General features: G+C 61.0%; 24 protein-coding genes and 1 pseudogene. 18 read left to right on the top strand and 7 right to left on the bottom strand.

Features of this window, described 5'->3' with window-relative positions; all coding sequences use genetic code 11:
- Window positions 1-68: 68 nt before the first annotated feature.
- From NKG99_RS10540 to NKG99_RS10525, 4 genes are all read left to right on the top strand, one after another.
- Entirely contained in the window at window positions 69-227 is a 159-nt protein-coding gene (locus tag NKG99_RS10540; protein ID WP_352656962.1) for a BON domain-containing protein, read from the top strand.
- A 169-nt stretch (window positions 228-396) separates the two neighbouring features.
- Window positions 397-513: a cbb3-type cytochrome oxidase assembly protein CcoS gene (gene ccoS / locus NKG99_RS10535; RefSeq protein WP_084025756.1), complete on the top strand. Its 117-nt coding sequence runs from the start codon at window positions 397-399 to the stop codon at window positions 511-513.
- A gap of 418 nt (window positions 514-931) precedes the next feature.
- Complete coding sequence (gene ubiM / locus NKG99_RS10530; protein ID WP_352867084.1) at window positions 932-2,113, top strand: 5-demethoxyubiquinol-8 5-hydroxylase UbiM; 1,182 nt, start codon at window positions 932-934, stop codon at window positions 2,111-2,113.
- Between the two features lie 294 nt (window positions 2,114-2,407).
- Complete coding sequence (locus NKG99_RS10525) at window positions 2,408-4,318, top strand: putative bifunctional diguanylate cyclase/phosphodiesterase (protein ID WP_352752676.1); 1,911 nt, start codon at window positions 2,408-2,410, stop codon at window positions 4,316-4,318.
- Window positions 4,319-4,412: 94 nt separating this feature from the next.
- On the opposite strand, the gene NKG99_RS10520 is transcribed toward NKG99_RS10525, so the two are convergent.
- Window positions 4,413-4,694, bottom strand: coding sequence for a DNA -binding domain-containing protein (locus tag NKG99_RS10520; protein WP_081731037.1), 282 nt, complete (start codon window positions 4,692-4,694; stop codon window positions 4,413-4,415).
- A 104-nt stretch (window positions 4,695-4,798) separates the two neighbouring features.
- Here NKG99_RS10520 and NKG99_RS10515 point away from each other — a divergent pair, with 104 nt between their 5' ends.
- From NKG99_RS10515 to rlxS, 9 genes are all read left to right on the top strand, one after another.
- Window positions 4,799-5,032, top strand: coding sequence for a helix-turn-helix domain-containing protein (locus NKG99_RS10515; RefSeq protein WP_023735803.1), 234 nt, complete (start codon window positions 4,799-4,801; stop codon window positions 5,030-5,032).
- 537 nt (window positions 5,033-5,569) lie between these two features.
- On the top strand, window positions 5,570-6,532 hold the full coding sequence (locus tag NKG99_RS10510) for an ArdC family protein (protein WP_352867020.1): 963 nt from the start codon (window positions 5,570-5,572) through the stop codon (window positions 6,530-6,532).
- Complete coding sequence (locus NKG99_RS10505) at window positions 6,529-6,723, top strand: hypothetical protein (protein WP_352867018.1); 195 nt, start codon at window positions 6,529-6,531, stop codon at window positions 6,721-6,723. Before NKG99_RS10510 ends, NKG99_RS10505 begins: the two co-directional genes overlap by 4 nt.
- 157 nt (window positions 6,724-6,880) lie before the next feature.
- Window positions 6,881-7,030: a hypothetical protein gene (locus tag NKG99_RS10500; protein WP_352799344.1), complete on the top strand. Its 150-nt coding sequence runs from the start codon at window positions 6,881-6,883 to the stop codon at window positions 7,028-7,030.
- Window positions 7,031-7,684: 654 nt separating this feature from the next.
- Entirely contained in the window at window positions 7,685-8,008 is a 324-nt protein-coding gene (locus NKG99_RS10495) for a DUF736 domain-containing protein (RefSeq protein ID WP_023735798.1), read from the top strand.
- 169 nt (window positions 8,009-8,177) lie between these two features.
- Complete coding sequence (locus NKG99_RS10490; protein WP_023735797.1) at window positions 8,178-8,447, top strand: helix-turn-helix transcriptional regulator; 270 nt, start codon at window positions 8,178-8,180, stop codon at window positions 8,445-8,447.
- Window positions 8,444-8,992, top strand: a complete 549-nt coding sequence (lepB, locus tag NKG99_RS10485; protein ID WP_352867015.1) for a signal peptidase I — start codon at window positions 8,444-8,446, stop codon at window positions 8,990-8,992. The genes NKG99_RS10490 and lepB overlap by 4 nt, the downstream gene beginning before the upstream one ends.
- Complete coding sequence (locus tag NKG99_RS10480) at window positions 8,980-9,666, top strand: lytic transglycosylase domain-containing protein (RefSeq protein WP_352867012.1); 687 nt, start codon at window positions 8,980-8,982, stop codon at window positions 9,664-9,666. The genes lepB and NKG99_RS10480 overlap by 13 nt, the downstream gene beginning before the upstream one ends.
- Window positions 9,667-9,853: 187 nt before the next feature.
- Entirely contained in the window at window positions 9,854-11,824 is a 1,971-nt protein-coding gene (rlxS, locus tag NKG99_RS10475) for a relaxase/mobilization nuclease RlxS (RefSeq protein ID WP_352867009.1), read from the top strand.
- Between the two features lie 725 nt (window positions 11,825-12,549).
- Here the strand turns inward: rlxS and NKG99_RS10470 are convergent.
- Window positions 12,550-14,196, bottom strand: a complete 1,647-nt coding sequence (locus tag NKG99_RS10470) for an MFS transporter (RefSeq protein ID WP_031203413.1) — start codon at window positions 14,194-14,196, stop codon at window positions 12,550-12,552.
- Window positions 14,197-14,742: 546 nt separating this feature from the next.
- Window positions 14,743-15,888, bottom strand: a complete 1,146-nt coding sequence (locus NKG99_RS10465) for a trans-sulfuration enzyme family protein (protein ID WP_352867006.1) — start codon at window positions 15,886-15,888, stop codon at window positions 14,743-14,745.
- An 89-nt stretch (window positions 15,889-15,977) separates the two neighbouring features.
- On the opposite strand from NKG99_RS10465, the gene NKG99_RS10460 reads away from it, so the two are divergent.
- The 3 genes and pseudogenes from NKG99_RS10460 to NKG99_RS10450 all read left to right on the top strand — a co-directional run.
- A complete protein-coding gene (locus NKG99_RS10460; RefSeq protein WP_352867003.1) occupies window positions 15,978-16,622 on the top strand; it encodes a helix-turn-helix domain-containing protein in 645 nt (214 codons plus the stop codon).
- A 48-nt stretch (window positions 16,623-16,670) separates the two neighbouring features.
- Window positions 16,671-17,309, top strand: a complete 639-nt coding sequence (locus NKG99_RS10455; protein WP_352867000.1) for an FMN-binding negative transcriptional regulator — start codon at window positions 16,671-16,673, stop codon at window positions 17,307-17,309.
- Window positions 17,310-18,123: 814 nt separating this feature from the next.
- Window positions 18,124-18,618: pseudogene (locus NKG99_RS10450) on the top strand (transposase); the annotation flags it as partial.
- A gap of 115 nt (window positions 18,619-18,733) precedes the next feature.
- Here the strand turns inward: NKG99_RS10450 and NKG99_RS10445 are convergent.
- From NKG99_RS10445 to NKG99_RS10435, 3 genes are all read right to left on the bottom strand, one after another.
- Window positions 18,734-20,797 carry a carbamoyltransferase family protein gene (locus NKG99_RS10445; protein ID WP_352590846.1) on the bottom strand — a complete coding sequence of 688 codons (2,064 nt, stop codon included), beginning with the start codon at window positions 20,795-20,797 and terminating at the stop codon, window positions 18,734-18,736.
- 1,138 nt (window positions 20,798-21,935) lie between these two features.
- Window positions 21,936-24,146 (bottom strand): xanthine dehydrogenase family protein molybdopterin-binding subunit, encoded by a 2,211-nt coding sequence (locus NKG99_RS10440; protein WP_352866997.1) that lies wholly within the window; start codon window positions 24,144-24,146, stop codon window positions 21,936-21,938.
- A 3-nt stretch (window positions 24,147-24,149) separates the two neighbouring features.
- Entirely contained in the window at window positions 24,150-24,608 is a 459-nt protein-coding gene (locus NKG99_RS10435) for a (2Fe-2S)-binding protein (protein ID WP_352866994.1), read from the bottom strand.
- A 304-nt stretch (window positions 24,609-24,912) separates the two neighbouring features.
- Here NKG99_RS10435 and NKG99_RS10430 point away from each other — a divergent pair, with 304 nt between their 5' ends.
- Together NKG99_RS10430 and NKG99_RS10425 are read left to right on the top strand one after the other, a co-directional pair.
- Window positions 24,913-25,377 carry an ATP-dependent DNA ligase gene (locus NKG99_RS10430; RefSeq protein WP_352867081.1) on the top strand — a complete coding sequence of 155 codons (465 nt, stop codon included), beginning with the start codon at window positions 24,913-24,915 and terminating at the stop codon, window positions 25,375-25,377.
- Between the two features lie 3 nt (window positions 25,378-25,380).
- Window positions 25,381-25,572, top strand: a complete 192-nt coding sequence (locus NKG99_RS10425) for a hypothetical protein (RefSeq protein WP_352582421.1) — start codon at window positions 25,381-25,383, stop codon at window positions 25,570-25,572.
- Between the two features lie 202 nt (window positions 25,573-25,774).
- Here the strand turns inward: NKG99_RS10425 and NKG99_RS10420 are convergent, their stop codons facing one another.
- On the bottom strand, window positions 25,775-26,677 hold the full coding sequence (locus NKG99_RS10420; RefSeq protein ID WP_352866992.1) for a dihydrodipicolinate synthase family protein: 903 nt from the start codon (window positions 26,675-26,677) through the stop codon (window positions 25,775-25,777).
- Window positions 26,678-26,721: the final 44 nt, after the last annotated feature.

The raw sequence follows: 26,721 nt of genomic DNA, 5'->3' as shown, positions 1-26,721 counted from the left end.
GAACTGATCCGCAAGGCTATCCTTGCCGAACTGCAGCCACAAACCTGGAGCGGTGGGACTTGATCGATGTGAGGGTCAGCGACGGCCTTGTCGAACTGAAGGGGGCGATTGTCGACGAGCGTCAGCGGAAGGCAGCGATCGTTGCGGCTGAGAAGGTTGCCGGCGTCGGGCAAGTCAAGGACCGCCTCCTCCTCAGAACGGATCCGTTCTCAGTGATGGTTTCATAGCTGCGAAAAAAGCGGGGACGCCAAGCAGAGTCCCTTTGGTTTGCTCCCTTCCCACATCATTTGGACATGAGGCCGTCGGCGAGTTCCTTCGGCGTCTAGCGCGTTATGGTCGGAGAGCACGCTGTCGGCAGCAAGACGCCCGTCCTGACGGAAATGGGATGGCCGCTGCCTGTTTTGGTGGGGCTTGGACCGGGGCTTCCTGTGGATCTTGAAGAGCGGCCAATACGAAGATCTCGACGGCTCCGCCGAGCGGGTCCTTATCGATCGGGAAGAGCCGCGAGGCTGAACCGGTTGGCGGCGCCAACGACTGTGCGGATGCTGGTCGTCAGTCGACCGAATCTTTGCTGGCGATTGCCCGCGTCATGACGATATCGGCGCGCGTGCGAAGAACGGATCAGCCACAATGCGTTGCCGAACCTTTGGCCAGGAGGGGCACGCGATTGGGAAGCCGACCATTCAGAATGCCCAGACATGCAGACGTTTTCACGGCAATCGACCACTCGACCGTGAACCCGCCGCTGCCGGGTTTGTCGAGCCTGGTTGATCCAGATCAGCGTTATCTCTTCATCGGCATGGTTTCATTGACCAGGCTTCCAACGGAGAACGCATGTCTATCGAGTTGGGGAGATGAGCGGCAAACCGTGGGTGATTGCGATGCTTCAAAAGCGCTTCGTATCGAAGATAGCCGCTATGGCGGCACGCTGATGGCCGGCTATGTCGACACATTCGACATCATTGTCGTCGGAGCTGGGCCGGTCGGACTTGCCTTCGCAGCATCGCTCGCCTGGAGCCGACTCAAGGTGGCAGTGGTTGAACGGCAGTCGCTCGACAGCCTGGCGAATCCGGCTTTCGACGGTCGCGAGATCGCGCTGACCCACGCATCAGTGAGAATCCTTCGCGAGCTCGGCGCCTGGGATGCCATCCCCGCATCGGACAAATCACCGCTTCATGGCGCGCGCGTGCTCAACGGATCCAGCCCTTTCGCCCTGAGCTTCGATGCTCCCAGCGGATCTGGGGAACCACTCGGATTTCTGGTCCCAAATTGTCGGATCCGCGATGTCCTGTTCAAAATTGTCCACTTCCAGGATCATGCCCGGCTGCTGTGCGGCAACTCGGTCGTCAATGCAACAAATAGCGAAGACGAGGCGGTCATAACGCTTTCTGATGGCAGGCAATTGGCCGCTCGGCTGCTCGTAGCAGCGGATTCGCGTTTGTCCCCGATGCGCGACCTGCTCGGCATTGGCGCCAACATCCATCCGCTTGGCCACTCCATGCTGATTTGCCGAGTGAGGCACGAGCGCGTCCATCACCAGATCGCGGTCGAATGGTTCGACCACCATCAGACCATAGCGATGTTGCCGCTCATGCAAGGCGTGTCGTCGCTGCTTCTGACTTTGCGCTCAAGCGAGGCCGACAGACTGTTTGCTCTCGACGACGAATTGTTCCGCATGGAATTGATGAACCGGTGTCGAGGACGCCTCGGGCAGATGACCCTGGCAAGCACCCGCCATGCCTATCCGCTGGTCACGACCTGGGCGCACAAGTTCTCGGCTCCGAGTGCGGCACTGATCGGCGATGCTGCCATCGGCATGCACCCGGTGACGGCGCATGGCTTCAACATCGGCCTCGGCGGCCAGAAGCAACTCGCTCATAAAATACTGACAGCATGTCGCGCCCGCCGCGACATTGCCGATCCCGACATGCTCGGCAGATACGAAAGCCGGCTGCGGCTGTCGGCGGGGCCGCTCTATCATGCCACCAACATGCTTGTCGGTCTCTACTCAAGCGAGCACCCGGCGGCACGGCTTGCAAGACATGCTGCGCTCCGCTTTGCCCAACATTTTCCCTTTGTCCGCCATGGCATTTCGGCCATGCTCAGGCGGTGAATCGCACAGAGCGCTGCCGCTCTGGAACGCTGTCTCGGCGAGGCTTCCTTGTCTTGCTGGCGCGCGTCGTCGCGGGGCAAGGCTGTCTCCTGGTGACGTTGCCGATCATGGCATGATTCGGATCAAGGCACGCGCGCGGGCGAAGCCTTGATGATTCGGCAATGCTAAGCCAAAGGTGTGACCCGCAGCATGGTGAGCGCACTGGTTACCCTCGCTGGGTAGTTAACCCGTCCTTCAGTGGGCTTGCATAGGTTTGGTCCTCGCGAACAACGACGCAAGCAAGCTGGTCCATTCATGGCACCCCTAAAGGAAGAAGAATCGCTGGAGGCCAAAATCCGTCAGGATCAGCTTGCTGACCTGAGGGCCGGGCTCTTCGTGTCGATGCCGATAAGCGCGATCCTGTCAGGCCTGATTTGCGCGGTGCAGGCCCTTTCTGGCGGCGGCTTTGCCGCTGCAAGCTGGTTCCTGGTCGTCAATGCGCTAAATGCCGCCCGGCTTGCACTCGCCCGTTTTCAGCTAAAGGAAACGGGGCGCCATCAGGATTTGCTTGGCGTTTTGCCGCGCCTTCGCATGTTTGGCGTCCTTGCCCTTCTGGCAGGGTTTGCCTGGTCTTTCCCGGCCGTGCTGACTGTTGGATACACAACACCACAAGCACCGATGCATCTGGTCATACTGGCGGGCATTTCAGCTGGTGCGGTTACATATGGCAGTTCGTATGCCGCGGCGGCGACCAGCTTCATCACACCTCCACTCCTCATCACGGTGGCGTGCCTTTTGGCGAAAGGCAATTTTGAACGCTACATTCTGGCTTTCACCGTTCTGCTCTTCATGGGCGGCTTGGTCCGAGCTTCGTTTGTTGGGCAGGCGCGCTTCCGCGAAGCAAGCCGCCTGAGACATGAGGCAGAGCGATTTGCGTCGGAAATGGAGCGCAACTCCAGGGAGGACCATCTGACCGCCCTTCTCAACAGGCGGGGCCTTGAACACGCCATCGGTCGGTTCAAGACCGCGGATGGCCCCTTCGTGGCAATGCTGATTGATCTGGACGGCTTCAAATCTGTCAACGACACCTACGGTCACAGGACCGGTGATGAACTGCTTGTCATGATCGCCCGCCGCATAGAGCAGGAAGCACCCGAAGGCTCAACGCTCGCTCGTATCGGCGGCGATGAATTCGTGCTGGTTTTTCCCTCAACGAGAGCTTCGCTTTCTGCCAGTGATCTCGCCTCCAATATCATAGCCAAAATTGCTCGCCCCTATATCGAGGTCGCGTCCGTTCGGGTCGGGGCATCGATAGGGATATACTTGGCGCAGACGCCGAGCCTGACTGAAATGTTGTTGCGGGCGGATATCGCCCTGTATACGGCCAAGCGCCATGGCAGGAACGAATTTTGCCTGTTCGATGCCGAACTCGACAGGGAACTGCAACGTCGCCAGTCGATCGAACGGGATCTTCATTCGGCGATAAAGACGGGAAGATTGCAACCTTGGTTCCAGCCGATCGTGAAACTCGAAACCGAGACCGTGGTCGGTTTTGAAGCCTTGCTGAGATGGTCCCATCCGACGCATGGTGCCATCTCTCCACCCGAAATCATCACGGCCGCACGCGAAACCGGAATGCTTCAGCTGCTGACGCAAACCGTATTCGCCGACTGTTGTGCTTTTATCGACGGCTTGGTGAAAGCTGACTGTCGTGACATTCGTGTGGCGATGAATGTTTCCCCTCGCGAACTGGAAGCCGGCGATATCGACGACATGGTTCTGGACGGTCTGGCGGCAAGAGGCCTGCCTGCGACGATGTTCGAAATCGAGATTACCGAAGAATCGCCGGTGGACCCGGACAGAGTGGATGAAAAGCTCGGACGGCTTTCACATGCCGGTATTTCCATCGCGCTCGATGACTTCGGCACCGGCTTTTCTACCTTGGCATCTCTCAAGGACCGTCGGATACGCAAGGTGAAAATAGACCAGGGCTTCATTCGCGGCTTGGCCAAGTCCCGAGAGGACCGACTGCTTGTCAAATCGGTCATCGAACTCGGTGACATGCTCGGGATCGAGGTCATGGCCGAGGGCGTCGAAACAGAGGCGGATCGGCAAACCCTGCACAAGCTTGGCTGCCGAACCGCTCAGGGCTTCCTCTTCTCCAAGGCTGTGCCTTTGATGCAAGCACTGGAAATGGCAGTCAAACAGCACGCGAACCAGTTGTGACCGCTCCCGCCGCGCCGGCTGTCGCGGCCGTGCGCTGCCGAATTTGGCTACAGAGACTTGCCTGCTCGAAACACGTGGCAGTGGGCGTTGTGCATCAGCCGGCGAACAGTTCCTTGTAGCCGGTCGTCACCATCCAGTTCGCACGGTCGATATGGCTGCGAAGAGCTTTGCGGGCGCGGACCGGGTCAATGGACGGGTCGATGCCGAGAATGCGCTCGGCCATCTCCTTTTCGCTGGCATTGTCGGCGCAGGCATCCAGGATCCGCAGGTAGATTGTGAAATGCTCCCTGTCGTAGCTCGTGAGGTTCTCCGACCAGGGGACTTCATCGCTCAAAGTTGAGCTTCGAGTCTCATCTGTTCCCATTGGTCCATTCATGCCTGCGAACCTCGCCTGTGAGCGCACGCAGTATATCCCAAAATGGGATAATCCGAAACCGGGATTAGTCGCTGATCCGGTCTTTACCCGACCGGTTCGCCTCCATGCCCAAATCCCTTCGATCGCCCCGCCACCAGCGGTTTCTGGCCCAGCTGGTTTCGCTGCGCAAGGCCAAAGGCCTGACCCAGGAGCAGCTGGCTGACAAGCTTGGTCGTCCCCAATCCTTCGTGGCCAAGTACGAGGGCGCAGAGCGGCGTCTCGACGTCATCGAGTTTCTCGACATAACTGCGGCCATTGACGCTGATCCGTGCGAGATTCTGTCCAGCCTCCGGTCCTAGCGGGCGCGCCGCATCTATCATGATCCGGACAGGAATATTGTCTAGGACAATGCCTCAATTTGTTGAAAGGCGAGCGCTGGTTTTCGGAGGAAGCCGCGCGCACGGCGGCGGTGCCTTTGGGTTCTCGACGTAACTGCGCCGCCTGACCATGTGCGAAAAAACTTGGCGCGCGCCCGCGCGCCTGACGACGCGCACCAGGTGCTCGTGAACCGAGCCCGCTTTTCTTCGGCAAGCTCAGGCGGTCTCGGCCATTCGGCTTGGCCCCTTGGCGTGGGCAGCCCTTCGGGCTGTGACGGCCGCCGCCCTTGCGGGCGGCGCGGTTTGTCTGTTGGCCTTTCCCGGTGGCGCGGGGCGGGCGGCACTCCCTTCTAGACCCGCTGCGGCAGCCCGCAACCCTTCGCGTGCCGCTCAGGGTCCTCCTCTTCGTTCCGGTCCTTCGGATGCGGTCCGCCTACTGGGCGGGCCCTTCCGGTCGCGACTCGCCGCCCACCCCGCTTCCGGGGAAAGGCGCGGCGATTGGTGAGCGGAGGATAACACATGCGTGCAAACAGCAAGCGTACCACCAGCGGAGAGGCTGGCGCAGGCAAGGGCAGGCGCCCGGGCGCCAGCCTCTATCAGGAGATCACCGACCGCATCATTGCCGAGCTGGAGCACGGTACCGTGCCATGGGTCAAGCCATGGGGCAGCGCAAAAGCAGGCCTCGGCCTGCCGAGGAATGCGTCCACGGGGCGCAGCTATTCCGGCATCAATATCCTCATCCTGTGGGGCGCCGTCATCGAGCGCAGCTATCCCAGCCAGAATTGGCTGACCTTCCGGCAGGCGCTTGCCCTGGGCGGCAATGTCAGGAAAGGCGAGCGCGGCACGACCATCGTGCATGCCGACCGCTTTGTCCCCAAGGACGAGAAGGAGCGCGCACGCCACGAGGGCGATGCACCACAGGCCGTGCCTTTTCTGAAGCGCTTTACCGCCTTTAATGTCGCGCAGTGCGACAATCTTCCGGAACACCTCCATGCCCCCGCCGAGCCGCTGCCTCAGTGCGAGATCGTGCCGCAGGCCGAAACGCTGATTCGCGCCAGTGGTGCGGATTTCAGGGTCGGCGGCGATCGCGCTTTCTACATGCCGGGCAGCGACCACATTCAGGTGCCGCCGCAGCCGGCGTTCCATCAGCAGATCGACTATTACCGGACCTGCTTTCACGAGCTTGGCCACTGGACCGGCCACCCGACGCGGCTTGCTCGCGACCTCTCCGGCTCCTTCGGCTCCAAGGCTTACGCGCGTGAAGAATTGGTCGCCGAAATCACTGCCGCCTTCGTCTGCAGCAATCTCTGCATCGAGCCGACCGTGCGTCACGCCGATTACATCGGCTCATGGCTGAAGGTGCTGCGCGAGGACAACCGCGCCATTTTCCGTGCCGCCAGCCTCGCTTCGAAGGCCGCCGATTTCCTGCTTGGCCTTCAGGCCGATGCGGAAGGCGAGGCGCAAGAAGGGACTGCGGCATGACGATGCCCGATGCTCAACTGGCCACGACCGAGCCGACGCCGGATAGCGAGGAGATGCCCATTCACGACGGCGCCCGGGACTCACCCGCCCCGATGCAGAACTATGCCGATCTGCATCGCCAAGGTGCGCCCCGGGTCGCAGCGCGCAGCCAACGAGACGGTGACTGCCATCCTTGCCGGCTGCAAGGCTGACGCCGCATTCGGCAAATGCGGCACAAGCTATTGGCCTGCCCGGTGGTGGCCAGCGGCAATCGCGACCCCTTGCTGCCGCCGGCATGTTCGCGCGCAAGGTGGGCGCTCGGCGACGATAATCTCGTGCGCGTCGTGGGCATATGGTGGCAACCGGACGATGCCTTTCGATCGCTTGCGCGACGAGGAAATCGCCGATTCGATGCTCACCGAGATCGGCTTCAAGCATGTCGCCGACAGCAATTTCGCCTGGAAGGTCGAGTCCCAAACCGAGACTACCCTGGCGTCGAGAATGGCCGCTTCAGGTTGAGACCTGGCTGCCGCGCTGGGTGAAATTCCCGGCCGAAAGCTACACCAGCCGCGAGGCTTCCTATTCGCCGATCTGTGCGCAAGGAAGCAGTCGCTGTTCGTGCGCGAATAGTCGATCACGGCCCGAGCGGCGTTTTCTCGAGTACTGCCGCTGAGGACGCGCGCGCCGCTCCGGGCCGCGCCGGCTCCGATTGAGTCTTGCCGAGCCAGTGCCGCGTGCGATAAATTCCAACGCCAATTCGCCCCCATTTCGGCAGCCCCGCACCGCCCCGGATTGCTTGCTGAGGCGCCAGGCGCATGGCGCCAATTGTACATCCGATTGCCGAGAGAGCCCGCGCCGCCGGCCCCCCGCATATTGCCGCCTGCTCGTTGTGCCCCCGATCGCGCAACCTGTCTCCATTGTGTCTCAGGGACCATTCCCCTGCGCCTGGCTTGACGACCTATGGGCGGATCCGGCCGGCCCGAAACCCTCGCCGGCAGCTTTTTTCCCCGCCGCCTGCGGCGGCTTCCTCGCGCCGCTTCGCTTCAAAAAAACTCCCCGCTCGGGTCCTCCGCTATCGCTGCGGCCGTGCCGGTTCCGGCGGTCCGGACGCGCCCATCACGGTCCGCCATCGCAGGGGAATGGTCCCCTGCGAGCACCAAGAGGAGACTGAAAATGACCGCAATCGGATACGTCACCAAACAGGAAAACGGCGGCTACAAGGGCCAGCTCAAGACGCTCAGCGTCCGCGCCGACATCGACATCGTGCCCAATCAGGCAAAGAGCGCCGACACCCATCCGGACTACCGGGTGCTGACGCAAGGGGTCGAAGTGGGTGCGGCCTGGATCCGCACCGGCGAGACCTCCGGCAAGGACTATGTGAGCCTGTCGATTGCGGCCCCCGAGTTTGGCCCGCGCAAGCTCTACGCCAATCTGGGCCGCGCCGCCGGCCAGGATGACGACGACACTTACGCCATCATCTGGAACCCGGTCGACTGACCGGCCGACCCGCAAAGCCCTGCGCCGCCAACCGGCGCAGGGCCTCTCTCAGGACCCGTGAGGCCGCCGAAGGGGCGGCGAAAACTCGCCCCCCACTCTTCGCCCGTCCCCAAAACGATCTCGCTCGCCGATCCTCGCCTCGCTTGCCCGTAACGAACCGAGGATCATCATGGACGACGAAAACGAACGCGCAGCCCGCGCCAAGAAGGGCAGTCCGTTTCTCAACACCGCGCAGGCGGCCTTCTATATCGGGCTGTCCCAGCGCACGCTGGAGAAGATGCGCCTCAAAGGCGGTGGCCCACAATTCCGCAAGCACGGCCGCTATGTCCGCTATCACATCGACGAACTCGACGACTGGTCGAAGGGGCACGCGCAGGAGACCGCGCCCGAGGATGGCGCGCACGAATCCGGCTCGGCCGGTGAGGGAGGCCGCTCATGAGCCGGCGTCCCACCATCCGTCTGATCGGCAGCCATCTGCGGCGCATTCGAGCCCGCAAGACGATCGTCGTTGCCACAATCGGACTTGGCCTGATCGGCTTCGCCGCCTTCGGCAAACCATCGCCCTGGCTGGTCTGGAACGCCTCGGCGAGTGCGCCGGTGGGCCTCTATCGCGCCGCATCCGGATCGCCCGCTCGTGGTGATCTCGTACTCGTCCACCCGCCAAGACCGGTCGCCGATCTCGCCGCCGAACGCTTCTATCTGCCCAGCAACGTGCCGCTGATCAAGCGCCTTGCGGCGCTGCCCGGCGAGCATGTCTGCACCTTTGGCAACGCCATCATCATCGGCGGCGAGATAGCCGCGCGCCGGCTTGCAACCGACACGCAGCACCGTCCGCTGCCTTGGTGGAATGCATGCCGAAAACTCGCCGCCGACGAGGTTTTCCTGCTCGGCAGCGATAAAGATCGCTCGTTCGACAGCCGCTATTTCGGGCCGGTGCCGGCCGAAAACATCATCGGGAGGCTCGTGCCGCTATGGACCGAGTGACCCTCCTTATGCTGAGCATGGCGTGTCTCGCACCATGCTCCTGTTCCGCCGCGACCAACACGAAGCCGGTCGTCATCTCCCATAGTCCGCAGCTTGCAAGATGGCAGCCCTTCGTAGCCGAAGCAAGCCGGCGTTTCAGCATTCCACAGACCTGGATTTATGCCGTCATGGATGCCGAAAGCCGGGGGCAGACGACGCTCAAGGGGCGGCCGGTCACGTCGAGCGCCGGCGCCATTGGCCTCATGCAGGTGATGCCAGGCACCTACGAGGAGTTGCGCGCAGAGCTTGGCCTGGGAGCCGCCCCGCACGACCCTCGCGACAACATTCTGGCAGGCACTGCCTATCTGCGCGCCATGTATGACCGCTTCGGATTTCCAGGCCTGTTTGCAGCCTATAACGCCGGGCCGGAGCGCTACGAGCAGCATTTGCAGCGCGGGCGACCGCTGCCTAGCGAGACGGTTTCGTATCTGGAAGAGATCAAGGCGGCGGGCATTTCGGCCGCCGATATGGACGCGCTCACCGGCAAATCCCGTTCCAAAAGCGCGCCGGGAATCCCGTCCGGGCAGTCGCTGTTTTTTCTCCGAAACGGTGTTTCCGTGACCGGCCCGAATGGCCAACTCCTGGTGCCGCTCGGATCGGAGCGAGCAAGGTCAGGCCGGCCGGATCGCAGGTGAGGGCAGCGGCTACCGTGGTTAGGGCGGGGGCCAGGGAGGCAGGTGCGCGGAAGGCAAGATAAAGGCAGCGCCTCCTGGAGGCGGCGAAGTGTTTGTCTGCACATCCTTTTCCCAGGAGGTTGCCTCCGGGTCCAGGAGGGTCTGGCGGGCAAGCTTCTGATTTTGCTGCTGGTTCATCGGAGGCCGCATGCAGGATGACGAATTCACGCCGAAGCTCGGCAAAATTGGGTCGCGCGGCTCGAAGGCGGGCAAACGCTACGCTGGCCAGGTGCAGGCCGCGATCAACCGAGCAGGCGGCAGGAGCGGACGCGGCAGCCGCTTCATCGGAAGCCGGGTGGGGCGCGGCGGGGCCGCTGCCACAGTTCTTAGAGCGCGCGACCGCCACGCGGCGTTTCGGCAGCGGCGCGCAGTCGTCAAGGCACGCATCGTCAAGCTGGCCGGCAAGGGAGTCGACGGGGCTCGTGCGCACCTCCGCTACCTCCAGCGCGACGGCGTCACCCGAGAAGGCGAGCGTGGCGAGCTCTACGCTGCCGACAATGACCACGCGGACGGCAGGGCCTTTCTCGATCGCGCGAACGGTGACCGTCATCAGTTCCGCTTCATCGTCGCCCCTGAAGACGGTATCGAGTATGATCACCTGAAGCCGCTCACCCGGCGCCTCATGGCGCAAATGGAAGAAGACCTCGGCACCAGGCTAGACTGGGTGGCCGTCGACCATTTCAACACCGGCCATCCTCACACCCACATCATCGTGCGCGGCAGGGACAATCACGGCGAAAACCTCGTCATAGCGCGGGACTACATCTCCTCTGGCTTGCGCGAGCGCGCAGCCGAACTGGTTAGCCTCGACCTTGGCCCGCGCACCGACCGCGAGATCGAGCAGCGCTTGCGCCACGAGATGGAGCAGGAACGCTTCACCAGCATCGACCGGCAGCTGATTCGCATGCGCGACGATGAGGGGTGTGTCTCATCGGCCAGCCGAGACACCTTTCGCCAGACGCTGCACCAGGGCCGCCTGCGCAAGCTCGAGCGGATGGGCCTCGCCGAGGAGATGCCTGCGGGTCGCTGGCGCCTGGAGGATGAGCTCGAAGCCACGCTACGCCGCATCGGTGCGCGCGGCGACATCGTCAAGACCATCCATCGCGAGCTGACCGGCAAGGGGCTCGTCCGCAGTGCCGCCGACCATCTTATCCACGATCGATGCGACGGGTCGGCTCAAACCGTGGTCGGACGTGTCGTCGGGCGCGGGCTGGCCGACGAAATCACTGACCGCCATTACCTCGTCGTCGACGGCGTGGACGGCAAAAGCCACTATTTTGATATCGGCAAAGGCGAGGCCACCCAACCGACACCAGAGGGCTGCATAGTGCGGGTCAAGCCGAGGGACACCGGGCCAAGAAAAGTCGACCGCACAATTGCCGGCATCGCCACGGTCAACGACGGGCGCTACAGCATCGATATACATCTCAAGCATGACCCCTCGGCCACTGAACGCTTTGCCGAAACGCACGTGCGGCGACTGGAGGCGATCCGCCGTGCGACCGGTGGCGTCGAGCGCGAGCCGGACGGCACATGGACAGTCGCGCCCGACCATCTCAACCGCGTCGCGGATTACGAGCGTCAGCGAGCGAGGGCCCAGCCTGTTGTCGTCGACAAGCTCTCATCAATGCCGCTGGAGAGCCAAGTAGGCTTCGACGGCGCCACCTGGATCGACCAGGAGCTGGTATCAGCCCACCCTGAGTCCTTGCGCGACTCTGGCTTCGGTCGCGAAGTACGTCAGGTCCAGGCCCGCCGACAGCAGTGGCTGATCGCGCAAGGTCTTGCCCATGATGCGCAGGATCGGGTCATCTATCGCGCCAACATGCTTTCAATGCTGCGCCAACGAGAGCTGAACCGTGTTGCCAGTCAGCTCTCGGACGAACTCGGGCTCTCGTATTCTGAAGCGCAGCATGGCAATCGAATAGACGGAACGCTGCGCTGCTGCGTCGAGCTCGCCGGCGGAAAATACGGTGTCATCGAGAAATCGCGCGAGTTCACGCTGGTGCCTTGGCGGCCGGTGCTTGAGCATCATATCGGCAAGGAGGTGTCTGGCGTGGTGCGCGCCGAGGGGATTTCCTGGACGATCGGACGCCAGAGGAGCGGGCCCGGCGTTTCGTGAACTGGCTATAATTTATTTGTCCGCGTTGAAACACATACTCAGCCCAGACGGAGTTCCTCCGCCTGCTGCTTGCTCGCAGCATTCATTTGGCGGAGAGTCAGTGTTCTGCATTTTGTAGTTCGCTCTGTCAAAAAGCGCTGGGAATATGCATCATGTTCTGCGTTGACACGGAAGGCGCGCCGACAGGTGCTGCGGATCGGCTCCCGATGGGCTGCCAGCTAGAAAGGTGGGCTGACTCGTGACAGCGCAAGGGGCTCTGGCGGCCGCGGTACGGCGACGCGAGTTCTGGCATCGAGGATGAAGCCGCACTTCCCGATCTTATTCTACTCGCAGGACCGGCAGACGCGGCGGTCGCCCGTGCGAGCATGCTGTTGGCCCTGGCGTGAACTGGCAGTCCGTCCCGGGGGGACTTTGTAAGGGAGAAAACTAGGCGGAAAAGGCGCGCGGCCCGTCTCCCCAGCAACCCGCCTTGCGGATCCTCCTCTGCCCGCTTCGCGGACGGGGATACCCTCCGCCCCCTTGCTATTCGTTGCCCGCCGCTATGCAAAGGACAGGCGACCTGAATCCGTGCTCAAGCCGATCTGGCGGCAGAGAGGGGAGTGTCGGGCGGAACATGGGATCCGTGATGGACATAATTGCCACGCGAATCCTCATGCTCGCCTAACCGGCCGGAACGATTTGCAATAGCTCGTTCCGTGTCCAAGCCCAGACAAGTCTTGGTTTTCTCACGGGCGCGATACAAAAGGCACAGGCTGGACTTGGCTGCCGGGGGCGGGGCTTGTCGACCGCTCGATTGAAAGTGAGATGCGAGGCGGAGAATCACCCATGTGCAGAGCGGCAAGGCGCTCGCCTATGTCCCTGTCATTCACCGTTAGTCGATGGTTTAGACGAAGATAGTCCGTCCATGTCGGCGTGCGGAATGTCTCGGTCCAAAGCGTCGACTTCTGAAGGTCTCGCTGGAGGGTCCAGTCCCGCGCACCGGCGCGGCTCTGAACGCGCCGCCTTTCGCGCATGCAGCTCAGAAATTCATCGATACTCTCCTCGAGTATCGAGTACTCCACCTTGATCACGATCGGACCGCTCCTGGGCTTCAAAGGGAGGGCCAGTTCTGGTGGCCTGAAGTCGACGGCCGCTTGATCCGATTCCTCCCATAGCCGCACCGGCAATAGCTTTCCCACAGCCGCGACCAGCAACAGTGCCGCTGCAGCACCTTCCAAAGCCCACGTCAGCGAATAGTACTGCGCGACAGCACCCCAGATCCAGCTACCCGCTGCCATGCCGCCGTAGGTCAGGGCGTAATAAATGGACAGGGTGCGACCAACGACCCACCTTGGGCTTGCCAACTGCACACACACGTCGGTTCCGGTCCAGGTGACAACCCAACCAGCGCCACCGATTGCAAGCGCGATCGCCGCCACAGCCACCGACGATGTGAGGGCCATCAAAAGGCAGCACGTTGCGCAAGCAACGGATGCGAGCGTGATCAATCGGTTCTGGGACGTGATGCGTCTCAAGTAGCTGCTGCCAATGCCGGCGATGAAGGCGCCTGTGCCGAAGCCGGCCAATAGCACGCCGTACACAATTGGCCCTCCCGCCAGCTGGTCGCGAACCAGGAGGGGGAGCAAAGCAAGGATCGAGATGCTTGATAGCCCGAACAGGGTTGCACGCACGATCGCCACTCTGATCTCTGAGGATATCGCCGTGAATCGCATGCCATCATGAATGGCCGTAGTCATCCGCTCGCGCGGAAGAGGCGAAGAGCGAACTTGCCACTGTGAGCGCAAAACAGCGCTCAACGGGACCAGGTCACTTAGCGCAGCGAGGGCGAAAGCCGTAAGGGGGCCCAGCAAAGCTAAGATTACACCGCCCAGCGCCGGTCCTATGCTCCGAACCACGTTGTACCCCACCGACATCAGCGTCACTGCAGCGGGTATGTCGCGCTTTTCCAGGATATCGCCGACCGAGGCGTGCCAGGCTGGATCGTTCAAGGCAAAGCCGCATCCGGCCAAGAAACTCAGTCCCAGGATTAGCCATGGACTAGCAAAGCCCAGTCCCACAGAGAGTGCCAGCGCCGTGGATGCCAGTGCGATCAGGCAGTGTCCGGCAAGCATCACGCCACGGCGGCTGAAGCTGTCTGCAATGGCTCCAGCAAGGATCGACAAGAAGAACGCGGGCAGTGTCGATGCAGCCTGTACGAGCGCAACCATCAGATCGGAGGCTGAAATCGTGGCCATGAGCCAGCTTATAGCCACGCTCTGCACCAGCCAGCCAAGGCTGGATATCTGCGTGGCTGTCCAGATAGAACGAAAGACCGGGTTGTGAAGAGGGATCAGTGTGTTTGCCGCAAAGCGCGGAGGATCTTGACGCCGCATCACTTCTCACCTCCACTGAGTGTCGTTCTTCCGCTCATTTGCTTGCAGCGGTGCGCTCTGTGCACTGACTGCGTCACAACGAAGTTCCGAGATCGCGCTCGCAACAAGGACAATGTGGCATCCACGGTGCTGATGCGCGTTGAGGTACCAACCTGGCCGTTAGCTGATGGGTCCCGCAGCCCGCTTGGTGCGGTCAGTTCTGCCCTGCGACTCTTGGCTTTGGACGGTGCTAGCGCCCCGATGGCCGGCTTGTCAAACTGCCGTAGTGCCAGCACATCCATCCCATCTGTTGACCGCGATCTCCGACGAGGTTGAGCAGCAGTAGGTCAACGGCAAATCTGGGTATTTCCGCTTCCGGTCGAGCGCGTGGCCATCGTCCAGAAACCCGAAGACGTTCATCACCCATGCGACCACGCGCCCGAGACGATGCGACACGGCGATAGCGGTTCACCAGAGGACGTGCGTTCTACTCAGCAGGAACATTGTTCTGCCGATCGTCGGCTGCGCCAGCCGCCACATAAAGCGGCGCCAGAGTTCTTGCACCCGTCATTGGACTCCCGCTTTGAAGGTTTCGCCTAGGGCCTGCATCAGGTCATCGATAATGTCCTGAGGATGTTCAAGCCCTACAGAAATTCGCAGCAATCCGCCTGGCGCTTTGGACTTCGCACCTTCAACGGATGCGCGATGCTCAATCAGAGAATGCGTCCCGCCAAGGCTTGTCGCCCGGACAACAATCTTCAGGCGGCCGGCCACGGCCATTGCAGCATCGGCTCCGCCCTCGACGATAAAAGATAGCATCGCTCCGTAATGGCTCATTTGCCGCGTAGCAAGATCGTGTCCCGGATCAGTTTGCAGACCAGGAAAGAGCACTTTTTCGACGCGGGGATGAGACGCCAGGGCCTCGGCCACTTTCTGGGCGCCTTCGCAATGGGCGCGCATGCGGACCGGCAATGTCTGCAGACCCCGCAACGCCAGCCAACAGTCGAAGGGCGCTGCGACGCTGCCCTTGTGTTTCTGGACCATCCGCAATGGGCGACCGAGGGGTGACGCGTTTGGGACAATGACGACACCGGCCATCAAATCCGAGTGGCCGCCAATGTACTTTGTCGCCGAGTGCATCACCGCGTCTGCCCCGATTTCGAGTGGCAGTTGAAGCACTGGGGTGGCCCACGTATTGTCCACCACCGCCAAGGCGTTTGCCTCGTGCGCGATTGCGCAGATGGCCGCAATGTCGACAACGCGGATCATCGGGTTTGACGGCGTCTCGATCCAGACGAGGCCAGTCCGCTTCGATGTCACCGCGGCGCGCAAAGCGTCCAAATCGCGCATGTCGACTGGGGCAAAGTCGAAGCGAGACCCAATGTCGGTCTCTTCGATCAGCGAACGAATGCCGAAATACATGTCATCCGGCAGAACGATCCGACCCGCCGACGGATGGCTCTCGAAAACTGCAGCGATTGCGGCCATGCCCGAAGCGAAGGCGATGCCGTCTTCCCCTCCCTCAAGCGTCGCCATGGCCGCCTCGAACGCATTGCGTGTAGGATTTCCATCCCTTGTGTATTCGAAGCCGGACGGAAATGACCCGTTGACACCGCGTTCGAACGTCGTGCTGGTGTGCAGCGGTATGGATACGGCCCCCGTGGACGCGTCGACCCCTCGGCCGCAGTGGATCGCCTTCGTCTCAAAACGCATCGGTTATTTCCTTCCTAACGGGCAGTTGCAATTTCGCCCCGGTCATTATACTGACCGCAATAGGTGAGCCGAGGTCCTAAGTCAATATAATGACCGATGTTACGACAGCGATGGGTTCCGAGCAGGTGCTTGGCAAAGCGATAGCGGTTCGAATCCGAGACTTGAGGCGCGACCAAAATCTGACCCTGGATCGACTGGCAAAACTGAGTGGCTTGTCCAAGGGAACCGTCGTCTCGCTCGAGCAAGGCAAGGCGAACCCTAGTATCGGCATACTTTGCCGACTGGCGGCGGCGTTTTCGCTCTCCGTGGCCGATTTGCTGAATGACGATCCTTCCATAGTTCGCCTCCCTATTGAGCGGACAGAGACGAGGATGCTTTGGACAAGCGCCAAGGGAAGCTTTGCACAACTTCATTCATCGACCTCGGGGCGCACGATGTTCGAATTGTGGAGCTGGGTCATGATGCCGGGCGACGTGTTTTCCGCAGATGCTCATAGTCCGGATACGCGCGAGCTGATCTCGGTCAGTCAGGGTGCCCTGAGCGTTGTGGTAGGTACCCATGTGGTCATTTTAAGCGAAGGCGAGAGTGCGCGGCTTGTCACTGATCAACCGCACGCATACGCGGCGGCATCTGATGTGCCCGCCCATTTCTCGATGGCGGTTCTTGAGCGTGGTGGACACCGAGATCCGGGGCACTCGTCGACGGCAGCGAAGATTCAGGAGCCCGTTCCGTAAGGCTCCGCCGATTACTAGCAACCGCCATTCACGACAGGAGATAAACCGTTGTACGTTCCGCCCCATTTTGCCGTCCCCGATCAGAACGCCCTGTTCGAGGTTATCGAGAAACACCCGCTTGGTATCCTCGTCACCCAAAGCAAAGGCACACTGGACGCGAACCACCTCCCCTTCGAGCTTGACCGCTCGAAGGGAGACAAGGGCGTTCTCAATTGCCATGTCGCTCGCAAGAACCCAGTCTGGGAGGAAGTCGCCAATGGCGATGAGGTTCTCGTAATCTTCCGTGCGGCCGACGCTTACATCTCGCCGAACTGGTATCCAAGCAAGCATGAATTCCACAAGCAGGTGCCGACGTGGAACTATCTCGTCGTCCATGCCCACGGACGCATCACTGTCCGGGATGATGAGCGGTATGTGCGCCGCAACGTGGCGAAGCTCACTCACATGCAAGAAACCTCGCAGCCGGTCCCATGGAAGATGGGCGACGCGCCGAAGGACTTCATCGACACGATGGTCAAGGCAATCGTCGCCCTGGAGATCGAGATCACCGGCCTGGTTGGAAAATCAAAACTCAGCCAGAACAAAGACTTGCGCGACATTCAGAACCCTGGTGAAATGCTGCGTGCCCAAGGGGCCATTGCGATGGGAGAAGCGATGCTCGCGGCTGCGGCGGCCAAATCCCAATAGCATGTGTCTTGTCTCGACAAAGCCGCTGGTGCCGGCCTCCGACGGGTCACCTAGCCCGCCTTGACGCACGGCAATAGCTTTTGACGGCCTGAAGCGACGCTGTGGTCACCGTTGTGATACTTTTCCACGCGCCTGGTCAGGCGGCAGGATTGCTCCGTAGTGGCCACGGGTTCGTTTCAGTCGCCTGCGCCCCGTTGTATGTCGGCGACCACCCGCTACCGGTCTTGAATGAGGCGCAATCGCACGCGTTTCGAAGCCACGTACCTTGGGCGGCAAGCTCGACCATGCACTCGACGCAGCTCCCAAGTGGCGCCGTCAACGATCTCCTTGAACCTGCGGAACTTGCCTGAAGCACTTCTCTTACGGGAGATGATTGGCTATGTCGCCGAACCGACTGATGGAGAGGGTGGCGGGCGCCGCCGTAGCGATCAGACCCGCCTTGCAGCGCAATGGCTACCCGGGCCCGACCGGGAGATGCGGGCGGGACTGTGGAAATGCGGAGACGGAGCGGATCGGCATGGAGCCGTGACCGCTTGCGGTCTGGCTCTGGAAAGAGTTAACGGAGCGCGGACTTCCGATCGTGTCAAGCGCCGCCCTCTCGATGATGCCGAACAAATCGGGCCCCGACGAGCGGCGGGCCTTGCCAGATCGGACGGACCGGATGGTTTAAGCAGGTTCGCACCAAGAGCCACGGCACCTGTGTCGTGCGGGTGCTGCTGTCGGCACGCGACCTTCTCGTCAGCCTAGTAGGCAAAATCGAGAACAGATGCCTGGGCTTCTTAAGGCCTTCGGCGTCATATTCGGCAAGAAGATCGATGCCCAGGTGATCCTACACATGCTCAGGATCCAGGCGACGCAGGTCTACCATGATCCGCTGCGAGCCCTTTTCGACCCCAGCAAGCATCACGGCGCTGACGAAGGAGGAGTTTGTGGCAGCAGCTTGGGATATCGTCGGCCGCAAGGTCAGCAGGCACAGATTCTGATGGATATTTTCGAGATGGCGCGCCCATCGATCGGATTGCCGCTGCCACTTGATGCGCCTGCCATTCGCATGTTCCGGATGGTCATTGACGAAGCACGCAGCCTGATCCGGCACCGCAATGAGATCGAAGCACAGGCCGACGATCTGCTGCGGCACAGCCAGGATTATCAGCTCCTGCGACAAATCCCGGGCATCGGACCGATCAAGGCATTGACCGTCATTGCCGAAGCCGGCGATCTTCGCCGCTTAGGTCATCATCGCCAGTTTCTAAAGTTCTGCGGGCTGGACCTCTCGACACAGAAGTCCGGTCAATATCGAGGCCAGACCCTAGCATTCCTAAGCATACTGACCAGGGCGACCTCGACCCCCCTAATCACAGCGGTGAGCTCGCAGGCGGGGTCGATGAACACTATTGATTGGCCGAGCTTGAGCGGCATCTCTATCACATTGATAGCCTATTAGGCTGGTCCGGCGTTTGATCGGACCCATGATCCATCCGAGCGGCTTGTGAGGGATGCAGCCGAACCAGGCGCTGCTCCCACAGTCTTCGCAGGTCCTCCATCAGAGCTTCATGCTCAGCTTGATCCGGCGCAATTATATTGAGGTGATCGCTTAACACGGCTTCGCCCTCAATCCGCATCAGCAGATTGAACAGGTCGTTTGAAATTCGCACACTGTCAATGCTGGAGTGGTTCGGAATAATCTCGCAGACAGTCTCCTGATGATCTCGCGCTGTGTAAGCACGGGTTTGATGGAGGGAGACTGAGGGAGGCAATGAAATCGAAAGCGCAGTCCAATCCTGCAGCGTTGCAGCCCGTTTTTTTACCAGGAAGGGCCCGACCACAAGTCCATCCAGCTCTGTCGTCAAAAATGTGGCAATCGCGTCTGCAACCGTATCCACGATCGGTTCAGCATTGTTGTTAAAGGACGTATTGAGCAGAATTGGAGTGCCTGTCCGCTTCTTGAACGCATTGATGACCTCCCAGTAAGCGGGGTTGGCATCGCGCGATACTGTTTGCAGCCGAGCCGTACCGTCGACGTGCGTAATGGCACCCAACAAGGCGCGCTTTGAGTCACGCACGCGAACGACGAAATTCATGAATGGAAATTCGTGTTTACCGTCCGGGAGGTCGAAAAATTCGCTCGCATCCTCTTCCAGCACAGATGGTGCGAAAGGCCTATAGCCTTCGCGCTTCTTGACCATGGCATTGATCCGGTCCTTGTTTGCAGCGGGCCGAGGGTCGGCAAGAATGCTGCGGTTGCCCAGCGCACGTGGCCCAAACTCCGAACGACCCTGCACCCAGCCGATCACGGCGCCGTTGGTGATCCAGTGGGCTGCACTGCTCGCTACGTCATAAGAGCGTTCAACCTCGAGATGTCCGGACCATGCATTCAGTTCCTGTTCCACGGCGCGGTCGCTCCCGAGATCAGGACCCCAATAGACCTCCTGCAGTCGCTCACGCGGCGCGGGGCGGCCCATCTCGTTAGAGACTATCAGCGCAGCTCCCAATGCGCAGCCAGCGTCGTGAGACGCGGGTTGCACGAAGATGTCTTCGAAAAGCCCTGAATACAGCAGCTTGCCGTTCATCGTGCAGTTGTGGGCTACCCCTCCCGCCAGACACAACCGCTTCATGCCGGTGGCCTCACGGTGGTGCCGGAGAATGTGGAACACGATCCGCTCAAGCGCTTCCTGCAGTGACGCACTCACATCTCGATGCTGCTGGGTGAAAGGCATTCCCTTTCGCCTGATCTCGATGTTGCGGAGCAACGCCGGACCGATGCGGTCGAGGTGAACACGGTAGCCACCGTTGGCGGAGAGCTCGTAGAACTGCTCGAAGAGCTCGCGATAGGGAGCGGGGTCGCCATAGGGCGCGAGTCCCATTACCTTATACTCGTCGAACATGCCGTAGCCGAGACAGCGGATCGTCTCGAGATAAAACAGCCCAAGAGAATTGTCCTCCGGGAAAGCCTCGATTTGCGTAATTTCTGTGCCAGACCCTACCGCCACAAGGCCCGACAGGAAATCACCACAGCCATCAATCGCTAGAATGAGACTTTGTTCGAAGCCCGACATTGCAAAGGCGCTCACGGCGTGCGCCTGATGATGACCTACGAATGAAATACGCGAACTGTCCAACTTAGTGCCGAACTCACGCGCTAACAGGTTCTGCACCAACATTTTAGCATCCAACGGAGTGGAGAGAATGTCCGGTTGGGAAGCGGACATACCTTCAAGCATGGCGTTGGCATAGGGCTCGCTGGCGTAGACCGCGACACGATCAATGTCGCTGAGCTGAACCCCGGCCGTCGAGAGACAGTATTGAATCGAACCACTTGGCAGCTTGTTCGAGTGCTTGATTCGATTGAGGCGTTCCTCTTCTACGGCGGCTATCACCTTTCCGTCTCGGACGAGCACCGCGGCGCCATCGTGCATAAAGGCGTTCGGACGCTCGAATCGGTTTTCATGGACTTGGTCAAGTCCGCCGCTGATTCCTAGGCACAGCATTTCTTTCTCCAGATAGTAACGGGAAGCCAAATTGGCTTACCTCGACTGTTTCCAACTAAATAGGCCGTGTTGTCGCCTGCAGCTGCGACCGCCCGTCAGGCATCAGCGGCATCGAAGAAAGCCTCATAAACGATCAATGAGATGCTTCGACTGTGACGCCTACAGTGCCATCACGCCGAGAGCTTGGCTGGATCATCCAATCCTGAGCGGCTGCTGACATGTATCCGGCGATGTTGTTTTCATCGGCAGAACCAACTTGCGATGCCGCCTGTCTTGGGAAGGGCGGCCGTCGACGAATAACAGTACCGCCCCCGTGAACTGGCCCGATTTCATTCTCCGAAGCGACCATGGTCGCACCGCCCGACATTGTCGGCCAGTTGCAACTCACTTTCTCGGCACGACCTCCACTGCACGTCAGGGCGCATCGAAGATTTTCTCCTTTGGATTATTCCTAAGGCAGCTTTCGTCACGCGATAGAGCAGCGTGTGATTGGTGCGTGAGGCTCTTTTTTGTCCATGCACGATTCCGGAAGAGTGATGAAATCGATTGTTTTGATCAAAGTCATCCACGCTATGAATAACAGCCGCAGCACATGCGTTTTCAAAGCGCTTCAGGCTTCCCGGATGGCTACTCCGATGTGAAGCGCATGGCATTCCAAGCGCTCTGTCAACCAAACGATGAGTATCGGCGTCGACCCTCATTGCCTTCGTCTTCGCGACTCCGTGACAGCGGCTGGCATTGTGTTTGTAGGGCATCGGGCGAAGATCATGTCGATCGGCCATCTCGCCTGCCTATTGACAAACCCTTGAACAATGATCCACGCACCAGCGCGATTGTGATCACGAGCGCCTCTGAGCTCGGGAGGTTCGGTTTTCTGAGGGTTCCTGGGTCTCCGAAGCGATGGAGGTAGCTAGCCTTCCTGGTGCTATACGGTTGTGCTCTTCATGGAGTGGACGCGTTTGCGTCTCGAAAGCGGTTCTTCAGTGGAACCGGCGCCAAGGCCCGTCTGTGGTCGTTCAGAACACGGGGTGCGTCTCCAGACCGGATATTGGAGCGGGCAGCCGCCGGAATTTGACCAATGGAAATGAGCGCCTGTCAGGAGGCGTTCGAAAACGGCGCGATCTTCATCGCGGCTGTTTCATGGTGTCATTCCTGACATGTTCTTTATAATCGGCAGCTTGCGGATAGCCTTGCCCGTCGCCGCCCGTAGCGCGTTGGCGACGGCCGGGCCGATCGGCGGCACACCTGGCTCACCAACTCCCGTGGGCGGCTCCTCGGACGGCACAATGTGCACCTCGACTCGCGGCATCTGCTCGATCCTGAGCGGTGTATAGGTATCGTAGTTCTCTTGGTCTACGACACCGCCCTTCAGGGTCAGCTCCTCCTGGAGGATCGCACCTAGCCCGAATCCGATACCGCCCTCCATCTGAGCGCGAATCTGGTCAGGATTTATCGCGGTGCCGCAATCTACCGCGCAGACGACGCGGTCGACCTTGAAACCATTTTCATCGTTGAGGGTGATCTCCACCACATCGGCGACATAGGTCGAGAGGCTTTCATGCAGGGCCACGCCGCGGAAACGGCCTTCCGGCAGAGGCTTGTCCCAGCCTGCCTTCTCAGCAGCCACTTTAAGCACGGCGGCATGCCGTGGATGGTGACCGAGCATTGACAAGCGGAAGTCGACCGGATCACGGTTCGCAGCGGCGGCGAGCTCATCGATCAGGGTTTCCACCGCGTAAGCGGTGTGGGTGGAGCCTACCGAACGCCACCACAGCACCGGGATGTTCACGTCCGTGGTGGTCAGCTCGACCTTCAGGTTCGGGATCGCATAGGGCAGGTTGGTGGCGCCCTCTACGGAGGTTGGATCGATGCCGTTCTTGATCATCGCCGCAGAGGTCGAACCCCCCAAGACCGATTGGCCCACGATGTGGTCATGGAGAGCGACGACATTGCCTTTCTTGTCGAGCCCCGCCTTGACTGCGTGCACATAGGCCGGCCGGTACCGCCCACCCCGCATGTCATTCTCGCGGGTCCACTGCACCTTCACTGGCTTGCCGCGTCCCAGTGCACGCGCTGTGGAAACAGCTTCGATAATGACATCTGCATCCAAGACCGCGCGGCGGCCGAAACTGCCGCCGGTCTTCATCACGTGCAGCCTCACCTTGTCCGGCGTGGTGCCGCCTACCTGAGCGGCAGCCGCCTGATAAAGGTCGGGCATCTGGTGTCCGCCCCAGACGTCGATGGTGCCGTCTTCGTTGATTCGGGCGGCCGCGTTGAGTGGCTCGATCGAAGCATGGACAAGATAGGGGAATTCGTAGTGCCCCTCGATGATTTTCTCAGCACTGGCGAACGCTGCGGGAGTGTTACCGTCGTCGCGCGCGGTGGCCGCGCCCAGATCGTCTGCTGCCTTGTTGTATTCGGCCATGATCTCGGCCGTGCCGCGCCCTTCGGCCTTCTCCTCGTTCCAGGTCACCTCCACGAGGTCGCGGCCCTTGAGCGCCGTCCAGGTGTCCCTGCCAACCACGGCAATGCCTCGCGGCGTCTGGACGACATCGACAATGCCGTCGAGTGCCTTGGCCTTGGTTGCGTCGAAGCTCTCGATCTCGGCGCCGAACTTCGGCGGATGGATCATAACGGCCGTCTGGAGTCCCTCCATCATGAGGTCGATCGTGTAGGTCTGCGCGCCGTTGGTCTTGCCGGCGGAATCGTAGCGCTTGAGGCTGTCCGATCCGATCTGGGCCCACTTGTCGCGCGGCTTTAGCGGCACGTCGTCGGGAACCGGCATTCCCGCTGCGGCTTCAGCCAGGTCACCGTAGCGCGCCTGCATCCCTGAGGCGTGCGACACGACCCCGGAAGCGACTTTGATCTCGCCGGCTGGCACATCCCACCGCTGCGCCGCGGCCGCCACCAGCAAGGCCCGTGCGGCAGCACCCGCCTTGCGGTAGCGTTCCCACGACGAACTCATCGACGTGGAGCCACCAGTTGCCTGCGCGGCCCCGCCCCAGGCGAGATTGCCGTAGAGCGCGGTATTGCCATATCCGCCGACCACGTCCACTTGCGCCCAGTCGCCGTCGAGCTCTTCCATAACCAGGGTGGCGATGCCGAAATAGGAGCCTTGTCCCATCTCGAACTGCGAGGAGTAGATGATGATTCGGTTCTCCTTTGTGATCTCGACATAGGTCTGGAAGGGGTTCGCCTGAACCTTTGCAGTAGTCGTTTGTGCGATGTCGGACGCCGCCAGCACTAGCCGGTAGCCCACGGCGAGACCAGCGGTGGTGACGCCCGCGCCGACGAGGAACTGGCGGCGCGTGGGCCGCACGGAGTTATGCTTCGAGAGAAACTGCGACATACCTCAAGTCTCCAGCCGGTTGGCGGTCTCGTGGATGGCCGCGCGGATGCGGTGATAGGTGGCGCAGCGGCAGAGATTGCCGCTCATCGCCGAATCAATATCATCGTCCGACGGCTTAGGCGTCTCTGTAAGGAGGGCCACGGCCGACATGATCTGGCCAGACTGGCAATAGCCGCATTGAGGTACGTCGAACTCGGCCCACACGGCCTGGACCGTTTCGCCTATCTTGCCCGACACACCCTCAATGGTGATGATCGAGGCTCCTTCGATGTCGCCGACTGCGGTCTGGCACGAGCGCGTCGGCATGCCGTTAACGTGAACCGTGCAAGCGCCGCACTGGGCAAGCCCGCAACCGAATTTCGTTCCCGTGAGTCCGATGACGTCACGGACCGCCCAGAGCAGCGGCATCTCTGGATCGACGTCGAGTGTTCGCGCCTCGCCATTGAGGGTAAAAGCGACCATTGCTTGCTCTCCTTGTCCTGAGCTGGCTATCTCGTTGAGCCTCCGCCCGCCTGGCAACCGAGCTCTTGTTGCTGAGGCCTAGCGACCACACCCTAGGAACGCGCAGCTCAAGCAACAAGCCGCTAGGTTGGCGAGTTACGAGATCGTGAAGTGGGTCGTGTCGAAAGGCTGGAGGCAACTGAATGTCATTTTTTGGGGCGGACAGGCCGCTTTAGGCTGGGTTACACGAGACTGGACATTCGGGTGTCGCGAACATCGACCGCTGGTCGGCCGCGTCCGGCAGGGCCCTGATTGGCTACACGAAATGAAATGGGACGACTATCGATGGGGGCCTACCTCGACAACCTCCACGACTGGACCCTCAGCTTTCCGACTATCGTCCCGGGCGGTGGCCGAGCTCGGCGCCTCGGACGCGATAATAGACGGTGAGGCGTTCGTCGTTGACCAGAAGGCTTGTCGCGCATTCCCAGTCTTCAGCGGGCTCTTGGCCGCGGCAGGAGACGTCAGGACCATGCTTGCCGGCTTCGACCTGCTCAAGATCGACGGCGAGGGTCTTCGCGATCGGCCACTCGTCGATCGGCGCAAAGCGCTAGTTAACCTGCTGAGACGCCGCCCAAACGGCATCGTTCTGAGCGACGAGATCAGCGGCGGCAGCGACATTCTCGCGCAAGTCTGCCAGTTCGGCCTCGAGGGCATCGTCTCCAAGCTGCGTGTCAGTCCATATCGATCCGGCCGGCGCCAAGAATGGGTGAGACAAAATGCGTGCTGAGTGATGAGTTCATCGTCATCGGCTGCGAACCCGGCAACAGTTACGGCGGTCGGGAAGCGTGCTCTGGCGAATGTCGAGGACGGAAATCTGGTGTTCGCCGGCGGCATTGGCACCGGCTTCAATGCGCGCACCGGGCCGGAAGTAAAGCGCCGGCTCGATGCCATTCAAATGGGTAAACACCGATTCCTAGTTTGAAGGCGAACGGTGCGGCATGGGCGGAGTGCCCTGCGCAGTCTGTACCTCCGCAGTCGATTGTCGAGTTAGAAGGGGTGTGATTGGCGTCGAGACCGCTCCAGCCATGGCTATCAGCACGCCGAGTGCGTTGTTTTCGATCAGTTCTCGAAATGAGCGGGTAAATACATGCACTTCCTTTCACTTGCCGAACGGGGTTTGCTGTTCACCGGCTGGCATCCGATGGCAAACCTTTCAACGCGGCGGCGATCTGGCGCTTCGCTGCTGGGGGCAGAGGCAGGATGGGACGCGGGGGTTCGGCACTGCAAATGTTGAGCAATTCAGCGAGTGCATAGACGACGCGAAGGCTCGAGAACTCCTTGAAGACGCTCCAGATCGGGACCAGCGCGGCATTGATCCGTCGCGCTTCGGCCGCATCGCCCTGTTGCGCCGCTGTGACGATCGTCATGCAGACCTCGGGCAGGATGCCCGCGAGGACGCTGTACCATGTGTCGGCGCCGGCGATCATGGCCTCGGCGGCGTTCCAGTCGCCGCTGTAGCCAATCGAGAACCCTTCCGGCAGTGTGCGCCTCTGGGCGGTCAGATGGTTCTTGATCGCATCGCTTTTGTCTGTCGGATTCTTGATGGCGACAATCCCAGCCACCTTTGCCAGGCGGCTGACAAGGGGTGGACTGAAATGGAAATGCGTCGTTCCTGGATTGTCGTAGACGACGATCGGCAGGCCACTTTCGCGCGCCACAGTGGAGAAATGTTCGAACACCTCGTCATCAGTAAGCGGGGTGTAGGAGGCGGCGGCAAGCAAACCCGCAGCTGCTCCAAGGGCCTTGGCGTCTTGCGCGAGCCCCACGGCTTCATCGGTGCGCAGCGCGCCCACACCCACCACGACCGGCATTTGCCCCGCCGTTTGGTCCAAGGTCTCGGAGAGCGCCCGCCGCCGTTGCTCGCGCGACAGATAGATGTATGTGCCGGTGCTGCCGAGAAGACCGATGGAATCGACCTGAGCAATGCCAAGCCGAGCAATCAGCCTGCGCAGGGCAACGCTATCGACGCGGCCGTCACGATTGGTCGGGGTGATGGGGAACGCGGAAAGACCGCTCAGGAATGCCATGGCAAGGCTCCAGATCTATGTGTGAGCGCAGAGGTGGCCGCACG

Source organism: Mesorhizobium sp. M1409, assembly GCF_040317535.1.
Lineage (GTDB): Bacteria > Pseudomonadota > Alphaproteobacteria > Rhizobiales > Rhizobiaceae > Mesorhizobium.
The sequence above is the reverse complement of the archived record's forward strand: the minus strand, read 5'-3'. Positions and strand labels throughout refer to the sequence as shown.